The organism is Streptomyces sp. NPDC060209, assembly GCF_042728155.1.
Classification (GTDB): Bacteria; Actinomycetota; Actinomycetes; order Streptomycetales; family Streptomycetaceae; genus Streptomyces.
Genome location: NZ_JBHWZS010000170.1, coordinates 1 through 18,028 on the forward strand (window position 1 = coordinate 1; position 18,028 = coordinate 18,028).

At 71.0% G+C, this 18,028-nt stretch carries 10 protein-coding genes; 6 read left to right on the plus strand and 4 right to left on the minus strand.

Annotated features, from left to right (window positions below; translation table 11 throughout):
- Nucleotides 1–326: 326 nt before the first annotated feature.
- A complete protein-coding gene (locus ACFWFI_RS27310; protein WP_387395002.1) occupies nt 327–2,372 on the plus strand; it encodes a M4 family metallopeptidase in 2,046 nt (681 codons plus the stop codon).
- Between the two features lie 97 nt (nt 2,373–2,469).
- Here ACFWFI_RS27310 and ACFWFI_RS27315 read toward each other — a convergent pair whose 3' ends face one another.
- Entirely contained in the window at nt 2,470–4,281 is a 1,812-nt protein-coding gene (locus ACFWFI_RS27315; RefSeq protein WP_387395020.1) for a SpoIIE family protein phosphatase, read from the minus strand.
- A 187-nt stretch (nt 4,282–4,468) separates the two neighbouring features.
- A complete protein-coding gene (gene glgP, locus ACFWFI_RS27320; protein WP_387395004.1) occupies nt 4,469–7,147 on the minus strand; it encodes an alpha-glucan family phosphorylase in 2,679 nt (892 codons plus the stop codon).
- Between the two features lie 709 nt (nt 7,148–7,856).
- Between glgP and ACFWFI_RS27325 the strand changes: the two genes are divergently transcribed.
- From ACFWFI_RS27325 to glgB, 4 genes are all read left to right on the plus strand, one after another.
- Nucleotides 7,857–9,956, plus strand: a complete 2,100-nt coding sequence (locus ACFWFI_RS27325) for an alpha-1,4-glucan--maltose-1-phosphate maltosyltransferase (protein ID WP_387395006.1) — start codon at nt 7,857–7,859, stop codon at nt 9,954–9,956.
- A complete protein-coding gene (gene treS, locus ACFWFI_RS27330; RefSeq protein ID WP_387395008.1) occupies nt 9,953–11,659 on the plus strand; it encodes a maltose alpha-D-glucosyltransferase in 1,707 nt (568 codons plus the stop codon). Before ACFWFI_RS27325 ends, treS begins: the two co-directional genes overlap by 4 nt.
- 251 nt (nt 11,660–11,910) lie before the next feature.
- Entirely contained in the window at nt 11,911–13,353 is a 1,443-nt protein-coding gene (locus ACFWFI_RS27335; protein WP_387395010.1) for a maltokinase N-terminal cap-like domain-containing protein, read from the plus strand.
- Between the two features lie 73 nt (nt 13,354–13,426).
- A complete protein-coding gene (gene glgB, locus ACFWFI_RS27340; RefSeq protein WP_387395012.1) occupies nt 13,427–15,865 on the plus strand; it encodes a 1,4-alpha-glucan branching enzyme in 2,439 nt (812 codons plus the stop codon).
- Nucleotides 15,866–16,037: 172 nt separating this feature from the next.
- Here the strand turns inward: glgB and trxA are convergent, their stop codons facing one another.
- A complete protein-coding gene (gene trxA / locus ACFWFI_RS27345; RefSeq protein ID WP_387395014.1) occupies nt 16,038–16,382 on the minus strand; it encodes a thioredoxin in 345 nt (114 codons plus the stop codon).
- Complete coding sequence (locus tag ACFWFI_RS27350; protein WP_387395016.1) at nt 16,379–16,795, minus strand: MerR family transcriptional regulator; 417 nt, start codon at nt 16,793–16,795, stop codon at nt 16,379–16,381. Before ACFWFI_RS27350 ends, trxA begins: the two co-directional genes overlap by 4 nt.
- 181 nt (nt 16,796–16,976) lie before the next feature.
- On the opposite strand from ACFWFI_RS27350, the gene ACFWFI_RS27355 reads away from it, so the two are divergent.
- Nucleotides 16,977–18,028 (plus strand): glycoside hydrolase family 16 protein (locus tag ACFWFI_RS27355; RefSeq protein ID WP_387395018.1); only part of this gene is annotated, 1,052 nt, incomplete at its 3' end.

An 18,028-nucleotide genomic window follows, 5' to 3' on the forward strand; every position in this document is an offset into this window, starting at 1 on the left:
GTTCCGCGCCGTCTCAGCACGTGGTCATCACCGCCTCCGCGCCTCTCCGTTCGAACACCGCACATTCGAACGGAATCTCAACTCACCCTGGAACGCAAGGCTTCACGGGCTCTCCACGCCCCCTCTACGGCATCGGGGCGACACGCGGCGAAACGTCCGGTTAACGAACACGGCACTTCCGGCAACGGACGACTTCCGGCCAATGTGTTGACGCGGTCCTGACACGCACACACTCCGACTGGCACTCTTCCCCCGTTCCACGCACCGCCTGCTCTGCCGGCCCACTCACCCAGTCGGCCGTCGCCCCCCTCGCAGAAGGAGTCCGCGTGAGACCCACGCCCAGCCGTCGTGCCACCGCGACCGGCGCTCTGATAGCCGCAGCCGCCCTCCTCGCCGTCGGAATGCAGGGCGGTGCCGCAACGGCCGCCCCCGAAAGCGCCACCGCGGCCCCCGCCGCGGCGGTGAAGGGCGCCGACCCCGGCGCGCTCCCCGCGAAGCTCTCCCCCGCCCAACGCGCCGAACTGCTCCGGGAGGCCAACTCCACCAAGGCGGCCACCGCCAAGGAGCTCGGCCTCGGGTCGACGGAGAAGCTCGTGGTACGGGACGTCGTCAAGGATGTCGACGGCACCACCCACACCCGCTACGAGCGCACGCTCGACGGGCTCCCCGTCCTCGGAGGCGACCTGGTCGTGGCCGAGTCGAAGGCCGGGGCGACGCAGGGCGTCACCAAGGCGTCGAAGGCGACCGGAGCTCAGCTGAAGGCCGTCGGCACGACGGCGGACGTCGCGCCGGCCACGGCCGAGAAGCAGGCGCTGACCGCGGCCGAGGCGGACGGTTCGAAGAGCACCGAGGCGAGCAAGGCACCGCGCAAGGTCGTCTGGGCGGCGAGCGGGACCCCGCAGCTCGCCTACGAGACCGTGGTCGGCGGCCTCCAGCACGACGGCACCCCGAACGAGCTGCACGTCATCACGGACGCCTCCTCCGGCGCCAAGCTCTTCGAGTGGCAGGCCATCGAGAACGGCACCGGCAACACGCAGTACAGCGGCCAGGTGACCCTGGGGACCTCGGGCTCCGGCAGCTCGTACAACCTGACCGACACCGCGCGCGGCAACCACAAGACGTACAACCTGAACCGCGGCACGTCCGGCACCGGGACCCTGTTCTCCGGCACCGACGACGTCTGGGGCAACGGCAGCGCGTCGAACACCGAGACGGCCGCCGCCGACGCGCACTACGGGGCCGCGGAGACCTGGGACTTCTACAAGAACGTCATGGGCCGCAGCGGCATCAAGGGCGACGGTGTCGGCGCGTACTCCCGCGTCCACTACGGCAACAACTACGTCAACGCCTTCTGGTCGGACAGCTGCTTCTGCATGACCTACGGCGACGGCAGCGGCAACCTCGCGCCCCTGACCTCCCTGGACGTGGCGGCCCACGAGATGACGCACGGCGTCACCTCCAACACCGCCGGTCTCAACTACAGCGGTGAGTCGGGCGGCCTCAACGAGGCCACCTCGGACATCTTCGCGGCGGGCGTGGAGTTCTACTCCAACACCGCCACCGACCCGGGCGACTACCTGGTCGGCGAGAAGATCGACATCAACGGCGACGGCACACCGCTGCGTTACATGGACAAGCCGAGCAAGGACGGCGCGTCCAAGGACTCGTGGTACTCGGGCCTCGGCTCGGTCGACGTCCACTACTCCTCGGGTCCGGCGAACCACTTCTTCTACCTGCTCTCCGAGGGCAGCGGCGCCAAGACCGTCAACGGGGTGTCCTACAACTCCCCGACGTCCGACGGCCTTCCGGTGACCGGCATCGGCCGGGACAAGGCGCTGCAGATCTGGTTCAAGGCGCTCACCACGAAGTTCACCTCCACCACGAACTACGCCGCGGCCCGCACCGGCACCCTCGCCGTGGCCGGTGAGCTGTACGGCACCACGAGCGCCGAGTACACTGCGGTGGCCAACGCCTGGGCCGGCATCGCCGTGGGCTCCCGCCCCGGCGGCACCGACCCCGACCCGGGCGGCACGGTCTTCCAGAACACGACCGTCAAGGCCATCGCCGACCGGAGCACCACCAACTTCCCGGTCGTCGTCAGCGGCATCACCGGCAACGCGCCCAGTGACCTGTCGGTGGCGGTGAACATCACCCACACCTACCGCGGTGACCTCGTCCTCGACCTGGTCGCCCCGGACGGGACGGCGTACCGGCTGAAGAACTCCTCGTCGAGCGACTCCGCGGACAACGTGGTGGCGACCTACACGGTCAACGCCTCGTCCGAGGTGGCCAACGGCACGTGGAACCTCAAGGTCCAGGACGCCTACTCGGGCGACACCGGCACCTTCAACAGCGTCAAGCTCACCTTCTGAGCACTGTCCGGGGGCGCTGAACAGGCGTCGGCCCTGAACGCGCACCGGCACAGCGGGACGGCCCCGGGGAGCACGCTCCCCGGGGCCGTTCCGTGCGTCAGGAGGGGGAGTCCGCGTCCCGGCCGGGGACGTTCTGCTCGGCCCAGACGATCTTTCCGGTGGCTGTGCGGCACGAACCCCACCTGCGGCACAGCAGGTTGATGAGCTGGAGCCCTCGGCCGCCCTCGTCGCTGACGTCGGCGTGCTGGATCTGCGGCAGGTCGGGCCCGGTGTCGGCCAGCTCCACCTGGAGCCGCTCGTCGCACAGCAGCCGGAGCCGGCCGGGGCCGCCCCCGTAGCGCAGGGCGTTGCCGACCAGCTCGCTGACCACCAGCTCCGTCACGTCGGCGAGTTCGGACAGGTCCCATCGCGAGAGCTGCTCCGTGACCAGCTTGCGGGCGGTGGAGGCGGGATTGCCTTCCGTGGGCAGGTCCCACTCCCGCAACCGCACGTCGGGGGACAGCTCGTGGCCCCCCGCGACCAGCAGCACCGCCTCGTCGAACCGGCCGTCGTCCTGCCGCGGCGAGGTGAGCGGGCCGCCGGCGTCGAGCTGCTCGGGCGCCATCGCGGCCACGGACGCGCGCAGACCTTCCAGCTGTACGTCCACGTCGTCGGTGCGTGTCTTGATCAGGCCGTCGGTGTAGAACACGAGCCGGCCGCCCACCGGGCCACGGAGCCGCAGCGGGTCGTAGGGGATGACTCCGGCGCCCAGCGGCGCCCCGACCGGCACGTCCAGATAGCGGGCGGTCCCGCCCGCGTCCACCAGCAGCGGCGGCGGGTGGCCCGCGCTCGCGATCGTGTAGCTGGAGTCCGCCGGGTCGTACACGGCGCACAGACAGGTGGCGACCTGGTCGTCCTCCAGGTCACGGGTGGCCAGGTCGAGCCGGGCGAGCAGTCTGTCGGGGGCGATGTCCAGCATCATGAGCGTGCGGGCGACGGTCCGCAGCCTGCCCATCGTGGCGGCGGCGGGCAGACCGTGGCCGGTGACGTCGCCGACGACGAGCGCCGTACGCCCGCTGGGGAGCGCCACCACGTCGTACCAGTCCCCGCCCACCCCGTGCGCGTCGACGGCCGGCGCGTAGTGGGCGTGCACCCGCAGGCCGGGGGTGTGCGGTGTGGCGCGCGGGAGCAGGGAGCGCTGGAGCGAGACGACGTGCTGGCGTTCGCGCCCGTAGAGCCGGGCGTTGTCTATGAACACGGCCGCCATGGAGGCGAGCTGACCCGCCAGGTCCAGGTCGGCGCGGTTGAAGGGCGGGCTGTCACCGGCGCGCACGAAGTCCGCGGAGCCCAGCAGGACACCGCGGGCGGTCAGGGGGACGGCCATGTAGCTGTGGACGCCCTGACGGCGCATCGCCTCCGCCGCGCTCGGCGTCGGCGCGACGCGCTCGTAGTCCTCCGGGGTCATCCGGCTGACCAGCACGGGCCGGCCGTTGCGCAGGCACTCGGTGGTCAGCAGCGTCTCGCGGCGCTCCCGGCGGTCGACCACCTCGCCCACCGGGGCGGGTTCGAGTTCGTCGAGCGCGTCGATGGCCCGCACGGCCATGGCACGGGTGACGGGCACCGCCGCGCCGGTCACGCGCTCGCCCTCCTCGCCGCGCAGCACGGACTCCAGCAGATCGACGGCGGCGGCGTCGGCCAGCCGCGGGACGCTGAATGCGGCCAGCTCCTTGGCCGTCCGCTCCAGGTCGAGCGTCGTGCCGATGCGGGTGCTCGCCTCGTTGAGCCAGCGCATCCGGGCCGCGGTGGTGAAGCGGTCGCCCCTCGGCGGGCCGGCGGATTCCGGCCGGCGGATGTGCAGCTTCCGGGAGGTGCCGTTCTGCGCGGCCAGCCGACGGGTCAGGCGTCTCGCTCGGCCTCCGCCGCCGTTCACCGTGCCGACCTCCACTCGCGCCCGGTGGGACGCCTCGCTGTCACGTCGGTGGCTGCGAGCCACCTCGGCAGGGCTGTCATGTTAGCGAGATCACGGCGAAAAAACCCCTGCCGGTTACCGGTGGACCCGCGGACACAGGGGTGGGCCCGGCGCAGAGGCACGCCGGGCCCACCGTGAACGAGGGGCGTCAGCGCAGGAGCACCCCTCCGCCGTCGTCCGTCGACGCGTTCGGCACCGCGACCAGTCCGAGTTCCGCACCCGAGGCGAGCAGCGGATGCGAGGGCAGGACGCGCACGGTGTAGCCGTAGGGGCCCGTACGGTCGAGGGCGAGCGGGCCCTCGTACAGCCAGCGGTCCTCCAGGTCGTGACCGCCCGCCGGCTTCAGCGGAAACGTCTGTGCCTCCGCGATCGCGTCCCCGGAGTCGACCCGTCCGGCGACCACCTGGACCTCCACGTCCTCCGGGTCGAGACCGCCCAGGGCGATCCGGACCCGGAGCGCCAGGGTGGACCCCAGCTCGGCGGAGCCGCCGACGACCGTGTCGGCGGAGGCCTCCACATGATCGACGGCCACCTGCGGCCAGGCAGCGCGGATCCTGGTCTTCCATGCGGCGAGCTCGCGGGCGGCCGCGGGCTCCAGCGCCCGGCGGGACAGTGCCGCGGGGGCGTAGAGCCTCTCGACGTACTCCCGCACCATGCGGCCCGCGAGGACCTTGGGGCCGAGGGTGACCAGGGTGCTGCGGACCATCTCGATCCACCGCTCGGGCAGGTCCTCGGCGTTCCGGTCGTAGAAGCGGGGCGCGACCCGGTCCTCGATGAGCGCGTAGAGGGCGTTGGCCTCCAGCTCGTCCCGGCGCTCCTCGTCGGTGGCGGACCCGTCGGCGGTGGGGATCGCCCAGCCGAAGTCGGGTTCGAACCACTCGTCCCACCAGCCGTCGCGCACGGACAGGTTGAGGCACCCGTTGAGCGCCGCCTTCATGCCACTGGTGCCGCAGGCCTCCAGAGGACGCAGGGGGTTGTTGAGCCAGACGTCGCAGCCCGGGTAGAGCTTCTGCGCCATCCCCATGCCGTAGTCCGGCAGGAAGACGATGCGATGTCGCACCCGCGGGTCGTCCGAGAACCGGACCAGCTCCTGCACCAGCCGCTTGCCGCCGTCGTCGGCGGGGTGGGCCTTGCCTGCGACGACGATCTGGATCGGACGCGTCGGGTGGAGCAGCAGCTCCCGCAGCCGGTCACGGTCGTGGAGCATGAGCGTCAGCCGCTTGTACGAGGGCACCCGGCGGGCGAAGCCGATGGTCAGCACGTCCGGGTCGAGCACTCCGTCGATCCAGCCGAGCTCGGCGGTGCCCGCACCGCGCCTGCGCCAGGAGGCGTAGAGCCGCTTGCGCACCTCGGCGACGAGCTGCTCCCGCAGTCCCCTGCGGAGGTCCCAGATCTCGCGGTCGGGGACGGCGGTCACGGCGTCCCAGCGTCTGGGGGTTCCTGCCGTTCCGCCGTCGGCACCGGTCTCCCGGCCGACCTCGGCTCCGGCGAGGGCGTTCTCCGCCCGCTCGGAGCCGAAGGTGTCGGCTCCGAGACGCAGAACCTCGGGCGCGACCCAGGTCGGGGCGTGCACCCCGTTGGTCACCGAGGTGATCGGCACCTCGGAGGGATCGAATCCCGGCCACAGCCCCGAGAACATCTCCCGGCTGACGGCCCCGTGCAGGGTGGAGACCCCGTTGGCACGCTGCGCGAGCCGCAGCCCCATCACCGCCATGTTGAAGAGGCCGGGCTCGCCGCCGTCGTAGGTCTCCATCCCGAGGCGCAGGATCTTCTCGACGCCGACGCCCGGCAGCTCGCCGTCGTCGCCGAAGTGACGGGCCACGAGCTGGCGGTCGAAACGGTCTATCCCGGCGGGGACCGGAGTGTGCGTGGTGAACACCGCGCCGGCCCGCACGACCTCCAGGGCGGCGTCGAAGTCCAGGCCCGTCTCGGAGAGTTCTCTGATCCTCTCCAGGCCGAGGAATCCGGCGTGGCCCTCGTTGGTGTGGAACACCTCGGGGGCCGCGTGCCCGGTCAGCCGGCAGTAGGCGCGAACGGCGCGCACGCCGCCGATGCCGAGCAGCATCTCCTGCAGCAGACGGTGGTCGCTGCCGCCGCCGTAGAGCCGGTCGGTGACGTCGCGCTCGCCCGGTGCGTTCTCCTCGACGTCGGAGTCGAGGAGGAGCAGGGGGACGCGCCCGACGTGGGCCTGCCAGATCGAGGCGTACAGCGAGCGGCCGCCGGGCAGGGCGAGCACCACCCTGCTGGGGGTGCCGTCGGCCTCCCGCAGGAGGGTGAGCGGCAGCTCGTTGGGGTCGAGGACGGGGTAGTGCTCCTGCTGCCAGCCGTCCCGGGACAGGCTCTGGCGGAAGTAGCCGTGCCGGTAGAGCAGGCCGACCCCGATGAGCGGCACGCCCAGGTCGCTGGCGGCCTTCAGATGGTCACCTGCCAGGATGCCCAGCCCGCCCGAGTACTGGGGCAGGGCGGCGGTGACCCCGAATTCGGGTGAGAAGTAGGCGATGGCGGCGGGGAGCTCCGCGCCCTGGGAGAGCTGGTTCTGATACCACCTCGGGCCGCCGAGGTACTCCCGGAGGTCCTCGGACACCGCGGTGAGCCGGCGCATGAAGTGCTGGTCCCCGGCCAGCTCGGCGAGGCGCGCGGCGGAGACGGCGCCGAGCAGACGCACGGGGTCGGCGTCCGCGGGCCGCCAGCCCTCCGGGTCGGCCGCCTGGAAGAGCTGTTGGGTCTCGGTGTGCCAGGACCAGCGCAGGTTGCGGGCGAGGTCGCTGAGCGGTCGCAGGGGTTCGGGGAGGACGGGACGCACGGTGAATCGACGAATGGCCTTCACGTATCCCACCTTTACAGGGGACGTACGGATCCGAGGGGACGCACGACGGTGGGCGCCCTCTCCGTCACCCTCGACGGTAGCGGTGTGCCGCCGTACACAACCACGGCGCGCGACCGGCTCAGTGGGTCCGGAGCGGCGCGGCCGGCCCGCCCCCTCCCCCGGCGCTGCACGGCGCGCGCCCTCCCTCTGCCGTCCCTTGGGCCACCCCTGTCACCGGGATCGCGTCGGTACCTCCGGCCCCTGTCGCCCCATGGGCCAGATGCGCCAGTTAAGTGCCTGTCTGTCACGGGCGATATGGCTGATTTCCCCTCCTCACGCGGACTTGTGGCACCCCGCACCACAGGGAAGGCTGCGGAGGTGCCCGCGTGGCGGCCGGGGGACCGGCGCGCGGCCCACAGCGCGTGCACCGGTTGCACCCAGGAGTTAACACACCGCCGGGTTGGCCGCCCGAAAGCGGTGGGAAGGCTTCCCCGGTAACACCCCGCGCTGCACATCCCAGGTGCCCCCGGTCCGAGCCCGAACCGCCCGCGCACCTGCCATTCGAGTGCCATTCGAGTGAACGCGGACAGGAGCGGCCATGCCCACAGCCCGCCAGCCGACAACCGAGCAGCTACAAAGGACGCAACCCCACCATCGCGGCGCGCGCGGTCAGCCCTTCACGCCCACGTCGCGCGCCGTGCATGCCGAGCTCCGACCCCCAGGTGATTCCATGATCGGTCGCATTCCCGTCCTGGACGTCCGTCCGCTCGTCGACTGCGGCAGACGGCCCGCCAAAGCCGTCGCGGGCGAGACCTTCGAGGTCAGCGCCACCGTGTTCCGCGAGGGCCACGACGCCGTGGCCGCCAACGTCGTCCTGTGCGACGCGAACGGACGGCCCGGCCCCTGGACGCCGATGCGCGAGCTCGCTCCTGGCACGGACCGCTGGGGCGCCGATGTCACCCCCGATTCCGAGGGCGCCTGGACGTACACCGTCGAGGCATGGAGCGATCCGGTCACCACCTGGCGCGCACACGCGCAGATCAAGATCCCGGCGGGCATCGACACCGCCCTCGTCCTCGACGAGGGGGCGGAGCTGTATGCCCGCGCCGCCGAGGGCGTTCCCAAGAAGGACGGGCGCGAGGCCGTGCTCGCCGCCGTCGACGCGCTGCGCGACACGAACCGCCCGGCGGCCTCCCGGCTCGCGGCCGCGCTGACCGCCGAGGTGGACGAGGCGCTCGGCCGCCACCCCCTGCGCGAACTGGTCACCGCGTCCCGGCCGCTGCCGCTGACCGTGGAACGCCGGCGCGCCCTGTACGGCTCCTGGTACGAGCTGTTCCCGCGCTCCGAGGGCGCGCGGCAGGAGCCGGTGGCTCCCCCGAAGCCCGCCCGGAAGCCGAGGGCCGCGAAGACGTCGAAGACCGCCGCCGCCACCACGCGGAAGAAGAACCCCGCGGTCACGGCGGAGATCCCCCAGCCGGCCACCAGGACGGTCAGCGGAACCTTCCGGACCGCCGCCGAGCGGCTTCCCGCCGTCGCCGCGATGGGGTTCGACGTCGTCTATCTCCCACCGATCCACCCCATCGGAACCACCCACCGCAAGGGTCCCAACAACAGCCTCTCCCCCGGAGCCGACGACCCGGGCGTTCCCTGGGCGATCGGCTCGGCCGAGGGCGGGCACGACGCCGTCCATCCGGACCTCGGCACGCTCGATGACTTCGACCACTTCGTCGCGACGGCCCGCACGCTGCGGATGGAGATCGCGCTGGACTTCGCCCTCCAGTGCTCCCCGGACCACCCCTGGGTGACGGAGCATCCGGAGTGGTTCCACCACCGGACCGACGGGACCATCGCCTACGCCGAGAACCCGCCCAAGAAGTACCAGGACATCTATCCGATCGCGTTCGACAGGGATCTGGGCGGGATCGTCCGCGAGACCGTCCGCATCCTGCGGTTCTGGATGGAGCACGGCGTACGGATCTTCCGCGTCGACAATCCGCACACCAAGCCGGTCGTCTTCTGGGAGAAGGTGATCGCCGACATCAACCGCACCGACCCCGACGTTCTCTTCCTCGCCGAGGCCTTCACCCGCCCCGCGATGATGCGCACGCTGGCCGCGGTCGGCTTCCAGCAGTCGTACACCTACTTCACCTGGCGTAACACGAAGCAGGAACTCACCGAGTACGTGACCGAGCTTTCGGGCGAGAGTTCCTCGTACATGCGACCCAACTTCTTCGTGAACACGCCCGACATTCTTCCCGGTCATCTGCAGGAGGGCGGCCGTCCCGCCTTCGAGTCCCGGGCCGTGCTGGCCGCGACGCTGTCCCCCTCCTGGGGCGTGTACGCGGGCTTCGAGCTGTACGAGAACACCCCGGTGCGTCCCGGGAGCGAGGAGTACCAGGACTCCGAGAAGTACCAACTCAGGCCCAGGGACTGGGAGTCGGCGGAACGTGAGGGCCGCTCGCTCGCTCCCCTGATCACCTCCCTCAACCGGATCCGGCGTCGCCATCCGGCGCTCCAGCAACTGCGCGACGTGCACTTCCACTCGGTCGACAACGAAGCGCTGATCGCATACAGCAAGCGCTCCGGTTCGGACATCGTTCTGGTGGTCGTCAACCTCGACCCTCACCACACCCAGGAGGCCACGGTCTCGTTGGACATGCCGCGTCTCGGCCTCGACTGGCACGAGAGCGTGCCGGTGCGCGACGAGCTCACCGGCGACACCTATCACTGGGGCAGGGCCTTCTATGTGCGTCTCGAGCCGGGTGTGACGCCCGCGCACATCGTGGTCCTGCGACCGTCCCCGCCGACCGGAGGGTCACCCACACCATGATCGTCAATGAGCCTGTCCACGACCTGTTCGAGGACACTCCCGCCAAGGACCGCGATCCCGACTGGTTCAAGCGCGCCGTCTTCTACGAGGTACTCGTCCGGTCCTTCCAGGACTCGAACGGGGACGGCGTCGGGGACCTCAAGGGCCTCACCGCGAAGCTGGACTACCTGCAGTGGCTGGGCGTCGACTGCCTGTGGCTGCCGCCGTTCTTCAAGTCGCCCCTGCGTGACGGTGGTTACGACGTATCCGACTACACGGCCGTGCTGCCCGAGTTCGGCGACCTCGCCGACTTCGTGGAGTTCGTCGACGCCGCGCACCAGCGCGGCATGCGCGTGATCATCGACTTCGTCATGAACCACACGAGCGACCAGCACGACTGGTTCCAGCAGTCCCGTACCGACCCCGACGGGCCGTACGGCGACTACTACGTCTGGGCCGACGACGACAAGCAGTTCCCGGACGCGCGGATCATCTTCGTCGACACGGAGACGTCCAACTGGACCTTCGACCCGGTCCGCAAGCAGTACTACTGGCACCGGTTCTTCTCGCACCAGCCGGACCTCAACTACGAGAACCCGGCGGTGCAGGAGGAGATCATCTCTGCCCTGCGCTTCTGGCTGGACCTCGGCATCGACGGCTTCCGCGTCGACGCGGTGCCCTACCTCTACCAGCGCGAGAACACCAACTGCGAGAACCTCCCCGAGACCCACGACTTCCTCAAGCGGGTCCGCAAGGAGATCGACGCCAACTACCCGGACACGGTGCTGCTCGCCGAGGCCAACCAGTGGCCGGAGGACGTCGTCGACTACTTCGGCGACTACACGGCCGGGGGCGACGAGTGCCACATGGCGTTCCACTTCCCGGTGATGCCACGGATCTTCATGGCCGTACGGCGTGAGAGCCGCTACCCGGTCTCGGAAATCCTGGCGAAGACCCCGGAGATCCCGTCGGGCTGCCAGTGGGGCATCTTCCTCCGCAACCACGACGAGCTGACGCTCGAGATGGTGACGGACGAAGAGCGCGACTACATGTACGCGGAGTACGCCAAGGATCCGCGGATGCGGGCCAACATCGGCATCCGCCGGCGTCTCGCGCCGCTCCTGGACAACGACCGCAACCAGATCGAGCTGTTCACGGCCCTGCTGCTGTCACTGCCCGGCTCCCCGATCCTCTACTACGGGGACGAGATCGGCATGGGCGACAACATCTGGCTGGGCGACCGCGACGCCGTACGCACCCCGATGCAGTGGACGCCCGACCGCAACGCCGGTTTCTCGTCGAGCGATCCGGGGCGGCTCTACCTCCCCACGATCATGGACCCGGTCTACGGCTACCAGGTCACCAACGTCGAGGCGGCGATGGCCTCGCCGTCGTCGCTGCTGCACTGGACGCGGCGGATGATCGAGATCCGCAAGCAGAATCCGGCGTTCGGCCTCGGCTCGTACAGCGAACTGCCCTCGTCGAACCCGGCGGTGATCGCGTTCACCCGCGAGTACAAGGACGATCTCGTGCTGTGCGTCCACAACTTCTCGCGGTTCGCACAGCCGACGGAGCTCGATCTCAGGGCCTTCAACGGCCGTCATCCGGTGGAGCTGATCGGCGGGGTGCGCTTCCCCGCCGTCGGTCAGTGGCCCTACCTGCTGACACTCGCGGGCCACGGTTTCTACTGGTTCCGGCTGCGGAAGGACGCTCCGGTCAGCTGACCGCCGGTGACGGTCGGATGACGGCGCCTCACCTTCGGGGCGCCACCCGCGGGGCGGTTTCCGCCGCCCCGCACGGGGCACTCTCCCCCATATCGAGCGCATCCGGGCTCCTTCGGACCCTTCGTGGCCCATTGATCGAGTCCGTACCGACTTTTCCTCACCCGACACGTCCCGCACAGCCGGACAGCCATTGCCGCAATCCGGGACACTCTTCGCATCCTGTGGTGTGCCCGGGGAAAGGACGCGATGCCATGTCGGAGGCTGCATCCACTCGAGTCGCCCTGGCGAAGAGCACAACATCGAGAAAGACGACAAGAAGACATTCGACGAGCACCACGGGCACCACGGCCCTGCTGCCGTCTCTCGCCCCGCTGCTCCACGAGTGGGTGCCCCGCCAGCGGTGGTTCGCGGGCAAGGGGCAGCCCGTCACCGGCTTCTCGCTCGTGGCCGCGACGGAGATACTGCCGCTGGACGCCACGAGCACGGGGCCCGGGCTGTTGCATCTGCTCGTACGGGTGCACCAGCCGAGCAGCCGGTCCGCGCACTCCCAGGGGGACTGCTACCAACTCCTGCTCGGCGTGCGCACAGCACTGCCCCAGCGACTGGCCGAGGCACGTATCGGCCAGGTCACCGAAGGGCCGCTGGCCGGGCGCACGCTCTACGAGGGACTGCACGACCCGCGCGTCGCCGACCTCCTGCTGGAACGATTCCGTACTCCCGGAACCCTCGGCCTCCTCCGCTTCGACCGGGCGGAGCCCGTCCCGCCGGGTCTCACCCCTCGCGTCCTGGACACCGAGCAGTCCAACTCCTCGCTCGTCTACGGGGACGCCTTCATCCTGAAGATCTTCCGGCGGGTCTTCCCGGGCACCAACCCGGATCTCGAACTGCCGCTCGCGCTCGGCCGCGAGGGCTGTGGCCGCGTACCGGCCCCGGTGGCCTGGTTCGAGGCGACGACGAGCCCGGAGCCGCTCACGCTCGGCGTGCTGCAGCCGTTCCTGCGCGGCGCACAGGACGGCTGGCAGCTCGCGCTCGCCGCCCTGGCCGCCGGGCGGGACTTCGTGCCCGAGGCGCACGCGCTCGGCCGGGCCACCGCCGAGGTGCACACGGCGCTCGCCGCCGCCTTGCCGACGCCGCCACTGGCCCACGACCGGACCAGGCACCTGGTGGCCGGGATGGTGGAGCGCCTGGAGGCCGCCGCCCAGGCGGTCCCGGCACTCGTCCCGTACGTACCGGGGCTGCGCACCGCCTTCGACGCCGTCGCGGCGCTCGGGGACACGGGGCGCGGCTGGGCGGCGCAGCGGGTCCACGGGGATCTGCACCTCGGCCAGACCCTGCGGGGGGACGACGGCTTCTGGTCGCTGATCGACTTCGAGGGTGAGCCGGCCAAACCGCTGCCGGAGCGCCGGAGTCCGCAGCCGACGGTGCGCGACGTCGCGGGGATGCTCCGGTCCTTCGACTACGCGGCCCGCTCGCACCACCCGTGGAACCCGGAGTGGGCGGCCCGCTGCCGTGCCGCGTACTGCGAGGGCTACGCCCGCGCGGCGGGCTCCGATCCGCGCGAGGAACCGGAACTGCTGCGCGCCCACGAGACCGACAAGGCGGTGTACGAGGTGCTCTACGAGGCCCGGCACCGCCCCGACTGGCTGCCGGTCCCGATGGCCGCCATCCAGCGCCTGGCCGCCACGCCGGCGTGACTTCCGCCTCCCACCACACCCCCGTCGAGCCCCCGAGCCCCGAGTCCCCGAGCCTTCCGAGGAGGCAGTCCCTGTGACCGCCCGCAAGCCGTCCCGCAAGTCGTCCGAGCCCATCGAGGTCCCGCCCACGGCCAAGCCGGTGACCACCGAGGTCACCGCCTCCGCCGCGACACCCGCCACGGCGCCCGGCACCGCTCCGGCCACCGCTCCCGCCGGCGCGGACGCACCTGCCGAGTCCGCCCCTCCGCCCCCCGCCAAGCGCACCCGGGCCAAGCGGGCGACCGCGGCCACCGGCACCCCGCCCCGTCCGCGCCGCGGTGGGGGCAGCAAGAACCTGCTGCCCGCCACCACCCTGGACGACGCGGACCGAGGCCGCCTGCTCGCCGGTGAGCATCACGACCCGCACGGCGTCCTGGGCGCGCACCCGGCCTCGGGCGGAGTGCTCTTCCGGGCGCTGCGCCCCTACGCACGCTCGGTGACCGTGCTGGCCGGGGGCAAGCAGGCCGAGCTGCAGAGCGACGGCGACGGCTTCTTCTCCGGCGTCCTGGCGTTGCCGGCCGTGCCCGACGGCTATCGCCTACAGGTCGCCTACGACGACAACACGATCGAGGTGGACGACCCGTACCGCTTCCTGCCGGCCATCGGCGAACTCGATCTGCACCTGATCGGCGAGGGCCGCCACGAGGAGCTCTGGAAGGCGCTCGGGGCCCAGCCGATGGAGCACCAGGGCGTGGCCGGCACCCGCTTCACGGTCTGGGCACCCAATGCGCGCGGGGTCCGCGTCACGGGTGACTTCAACTACTGGGACGGCACGGCCTTCCCGATGCGCTCGCTCGGGTCCACGGGGATCTGGGAGGTGTTCCTCCCCGGCGTGGGCGAGGGTGCCGTCTACAAGTACGACATCTGCCGGCCCGACGGATCGCACTCCCAGCGCGCCGACCCGATGGCCCGTCACACCGAGGTGCCGCCCGCCACCGCCTCGGTGGTCACCGCCTCGCGCCACGAGTGGCAGGACGCTGACTGGATGGCGCACCGCGGCGACCGCCCGGTCCACGAGTCCCCGTTCTCCGTCTACGAGATCCACCTCCCCTCCTGGCGGCCGGGCCTCACCTACCGGCAGCTGGCCGCCCAACTCCCCTTCTACGTACGGGAGCTCGGCTTCACCCACGTGGAGCTGATGCCGGTGTCGGAGCACCCCTTCGGCGGTTCCTGGGGTTACCAGGTCACCGGCTTCTTCGCCCCGACGTCCCGCATGGGCACCCCCGACGACTTTCGCTTCCTGGTCGACGCGCTGCACGAGGCTGGCATCGGCGTCCTCATGGACTGGGTGCCGGCCCACTTCCCCCGCGACGACTGGGCGCTCGCCGAATTCGACGGCCGCCCGCTGTACGAGCACTCCGACCCGAACCGGGCCGCGCACCCGGACTGGGGCACCCTGGAGTTCGACTACGGCCGCAAGGAGGTCCGTAACTTCCTGGTCTCCAACGCCACTTACTGGTGCGAGGAATTCCACATCGACGGCCTGCGGGTCGACGCGGTCGCCTCCATGCTCTACCTCGACTACTCCCGTGAGGACGGACAGTGGTCGCCGAACGAGTTCGGGGGACGGGAGAACCTGGACGCGGTCACCTTCCTCCAGGAGATGAACGCGACGGTCTACCGGCGCAACCCCGGCGTCGTCACGATGGCGGAGGAGTCGACAGCCTGGGACGGCGTCACCCGCGCCACGGACCACGGCGGGCTGGGCTTCGGCCTGAAGTGGAACATGGGCTGGATGCACGACTCCCTCGTCTACATGTCCAAGGAGCCCATTCACCGCAAGTACCACCACAACGAGATGACCTTCTCGATGGTGTACGCGTACAGCGAGAACTACGTGCTGCCGATCTCGCACGACGAGGTGGTGCACGGCAAGCAGGCCCTGGTCAGCAAGATGCCCGGCGACTGGTGGCAGCGACGCGCGAACCACCGCGCCTACCTCGGCTACATGTGGGCCCACCCCGGTAAGCAACTCCTCTTCATGGGCCAGGAGTTCGCCCAGGGCGCCGAGTGGTCCGAGGGCCATGGCCCGGACTGGTGGCTGCTCGACGAGACGTACGAGGCCTCCGGCGACCACCGCGGTGTGCGCACCCTGGTCACGGACCTCAACGCGGTGTACACCGCGCTGCCCGCGCTCTGGCAGCGGGACACGGCGCCGGAGGGCTTCAGCTGGATCGACGGCGGCGCGGCGGAGGACAACGCGTTCGCGTTCGTGCGTTACGACGCGGACGGATCACCGCTCATCGCCGTCTCCCACTTCTCCCCGGTGGTGCGTAACGACTACCGCATCGGCGTGCCGGACGGCCCGGAGGCCTGGGTCGAGGTCCTGAACACGGACGCGGCGCGGTACGGCGGCAGCGACGTGCGCAACGAGGAGCCGCTGAAGCCGGAGGCGGTGCCGGCGCACGGCAGGGAGACGAGCGTGACGCTGACCCTGCCGCCGCTTGCCACGGTCTGGCTGCGGCCGGCCTGACGGGACGTGGAGGGGGCGGCGTACCCGGATCTCCGGGCGCACCGCCCCTCTTCGGCGCCGACGCGTTGAGCCAGGCCGAAGGGAGGTTACGGACACGTGGATCTCCCGCGACCTCGTCCTTCGGGATGGCGTACGGTCCGTGATCTCACTCCGAGCCCCCGCTCCCCGGGGCTCAGGCCGCCGCCGGGAGCACGTCCTCCAGCTCCTGGAGCAGTCGGCGCTTCGGGCGGGCGCCCACCATCGACTTCACCGGCTCGCCGTCCTGGAAGACCATCAGGGTCGGCATCGACAGCACCGCGTAGCGGCTGGTGATCTCCGGGTTGTGGTCCACGTCGATCTGCACGATCTTGACTCGGCCGGCCTCCTCCCTGGCGATCGCGCCGAGCACGGGGGCGAGCTGGCGGCAGGGGCCGCACCAGTCGGCGGTGAATTCGACCAGGACCGGCAGGCCGGCTTCCAGGACCTCCGCGTCGAACGTCGTGTCGGTGACCTCGGCGACACCTTCTGCGTGGATCATCTGTCGTCCTCCCAGTTCAGTTCACATCGTGGCTCGGGGCCGCCCGGCAGCTCGGCCGACGCCTCCAGTTCGGCGCGGGCCAGCTGGGCGCCCACCTCCGTACGCACGGACTGCAGCTGGCCGATGAGCGCGTCCAGCTCGCCGAGCTTGCGCCGGTAGACGGCCAGCGAGGCCGGGCAGGCGTCGCCCGCCGGGTGGCCGGCGCGCAGGCAGTCGACGAAGGGACGGGTCTCCTCCAGGTCGAACCCGAAGTCCTGGAGGGTCCGGATCTGCTGGATCAGCCGCAGGTCGCTCTCGTCGTACGTGCGGTATCCGTTCTCCGCCCGCCGTGCGTGCAGCAGGCCCCGTGACTCGTAGTACCGCAGCGTCCGTGTCGTCGTTCCGGCGCGTTCGGCCAGTTCCCCGATTCGCATACCGCGACGGTAATCCTTGACGTCGGCGTCAAGGCAAGGCAGTCGGCCGGGACGCCGACGGGCGGCCTTCGGGAAGTGAAGCGGCCGGGGCCATTGACGGCGGCTTCGCGTGCATCTACATAACTCTGAGAGCGCTCTCAACGACAGACCTTCCCCGGCACCGTCCCCACCGGAGGTTCCCTTGCGTACGAGCCGCACCATCCCCCGCAGACGTACGACCGTCCTCGCCGCCCTCACCGCCCTGGCCCTCACGCTCGCCGGAGTGATCACCGTCGCCGGTTCCGGAGCCGCCCGCGGTGACGTGCCGGCCGCGCCCGGCTGGAACCTGCAGTGGAGCGACGACTTCAACGGCGCGAACCGCAGTCTGCCGTCCTCCGCGAACTGGCAGATCGACACGGGTCACGGCTATCCCGGCGGCCCCGGCAACTGGGGCACCGGGGAGATCCAGAACTACACCGCGAACCCCGACAACGTCAGCCTCGACGGCAGCGGCAACCTCCGCATCACCCCGCTCCGCGACAGCGCGGGCAACTGGACCTCCGGCCGCGTCGAGACCAAGCGGGCCGACTTCAAGGCCCCGGCCGGCGGCACCCTGCGCATCGAGGGCCGCGTCCAGATGCCGAACGTGACAGGCAACGCGGCCCTGGGCTACTGGCCCGCCTTCTGGGCGCTCGGTTCCCCCTACCGCGGCAACTACTGGAACTGGCCGGGCATCGGCGAGTTCGACATCATGGAGAACGTCAACGGCATCAACTCCGTCTGGGGCGTGCTCCACTGCGGGGTCAACCCGGGCGGCCCCTGCAACGAGACCACCGGCCTCGGCAACAGCCGCACCTGCCCCGGCGCGAGCTGCCAGTCCGCCTTCCACACCTACCGCTTCGAGTGGGACCGCGCCGTCACCCCCAACGCCCTGCGCTGGTACGTCGACGACCAGCTCTTCCACAGCGTCACCCAGAGCCGGCTGGACGCCACGACGTGGGCGAACATGACGGACCACGCCGGATACTTCCTCCTGCTGAACCTCGCGATCGGCGGCGCCTTCCCGAACGCGCTGGGCGGCTCCACCCCGACCGCCGAGACGGTGCCGGGCCGGCCCATGCTCGTCGACTACGTGGGCGTCTGGACGAAGGGCGGCGGGACCACCCAACCGCCCACCGACCCGCCTACCGATCCGCCCACCGGCTCCTCCACCCTCGCCCTGCGCAGCGCCGGCGGACTGGGCGCCGCCCAGTC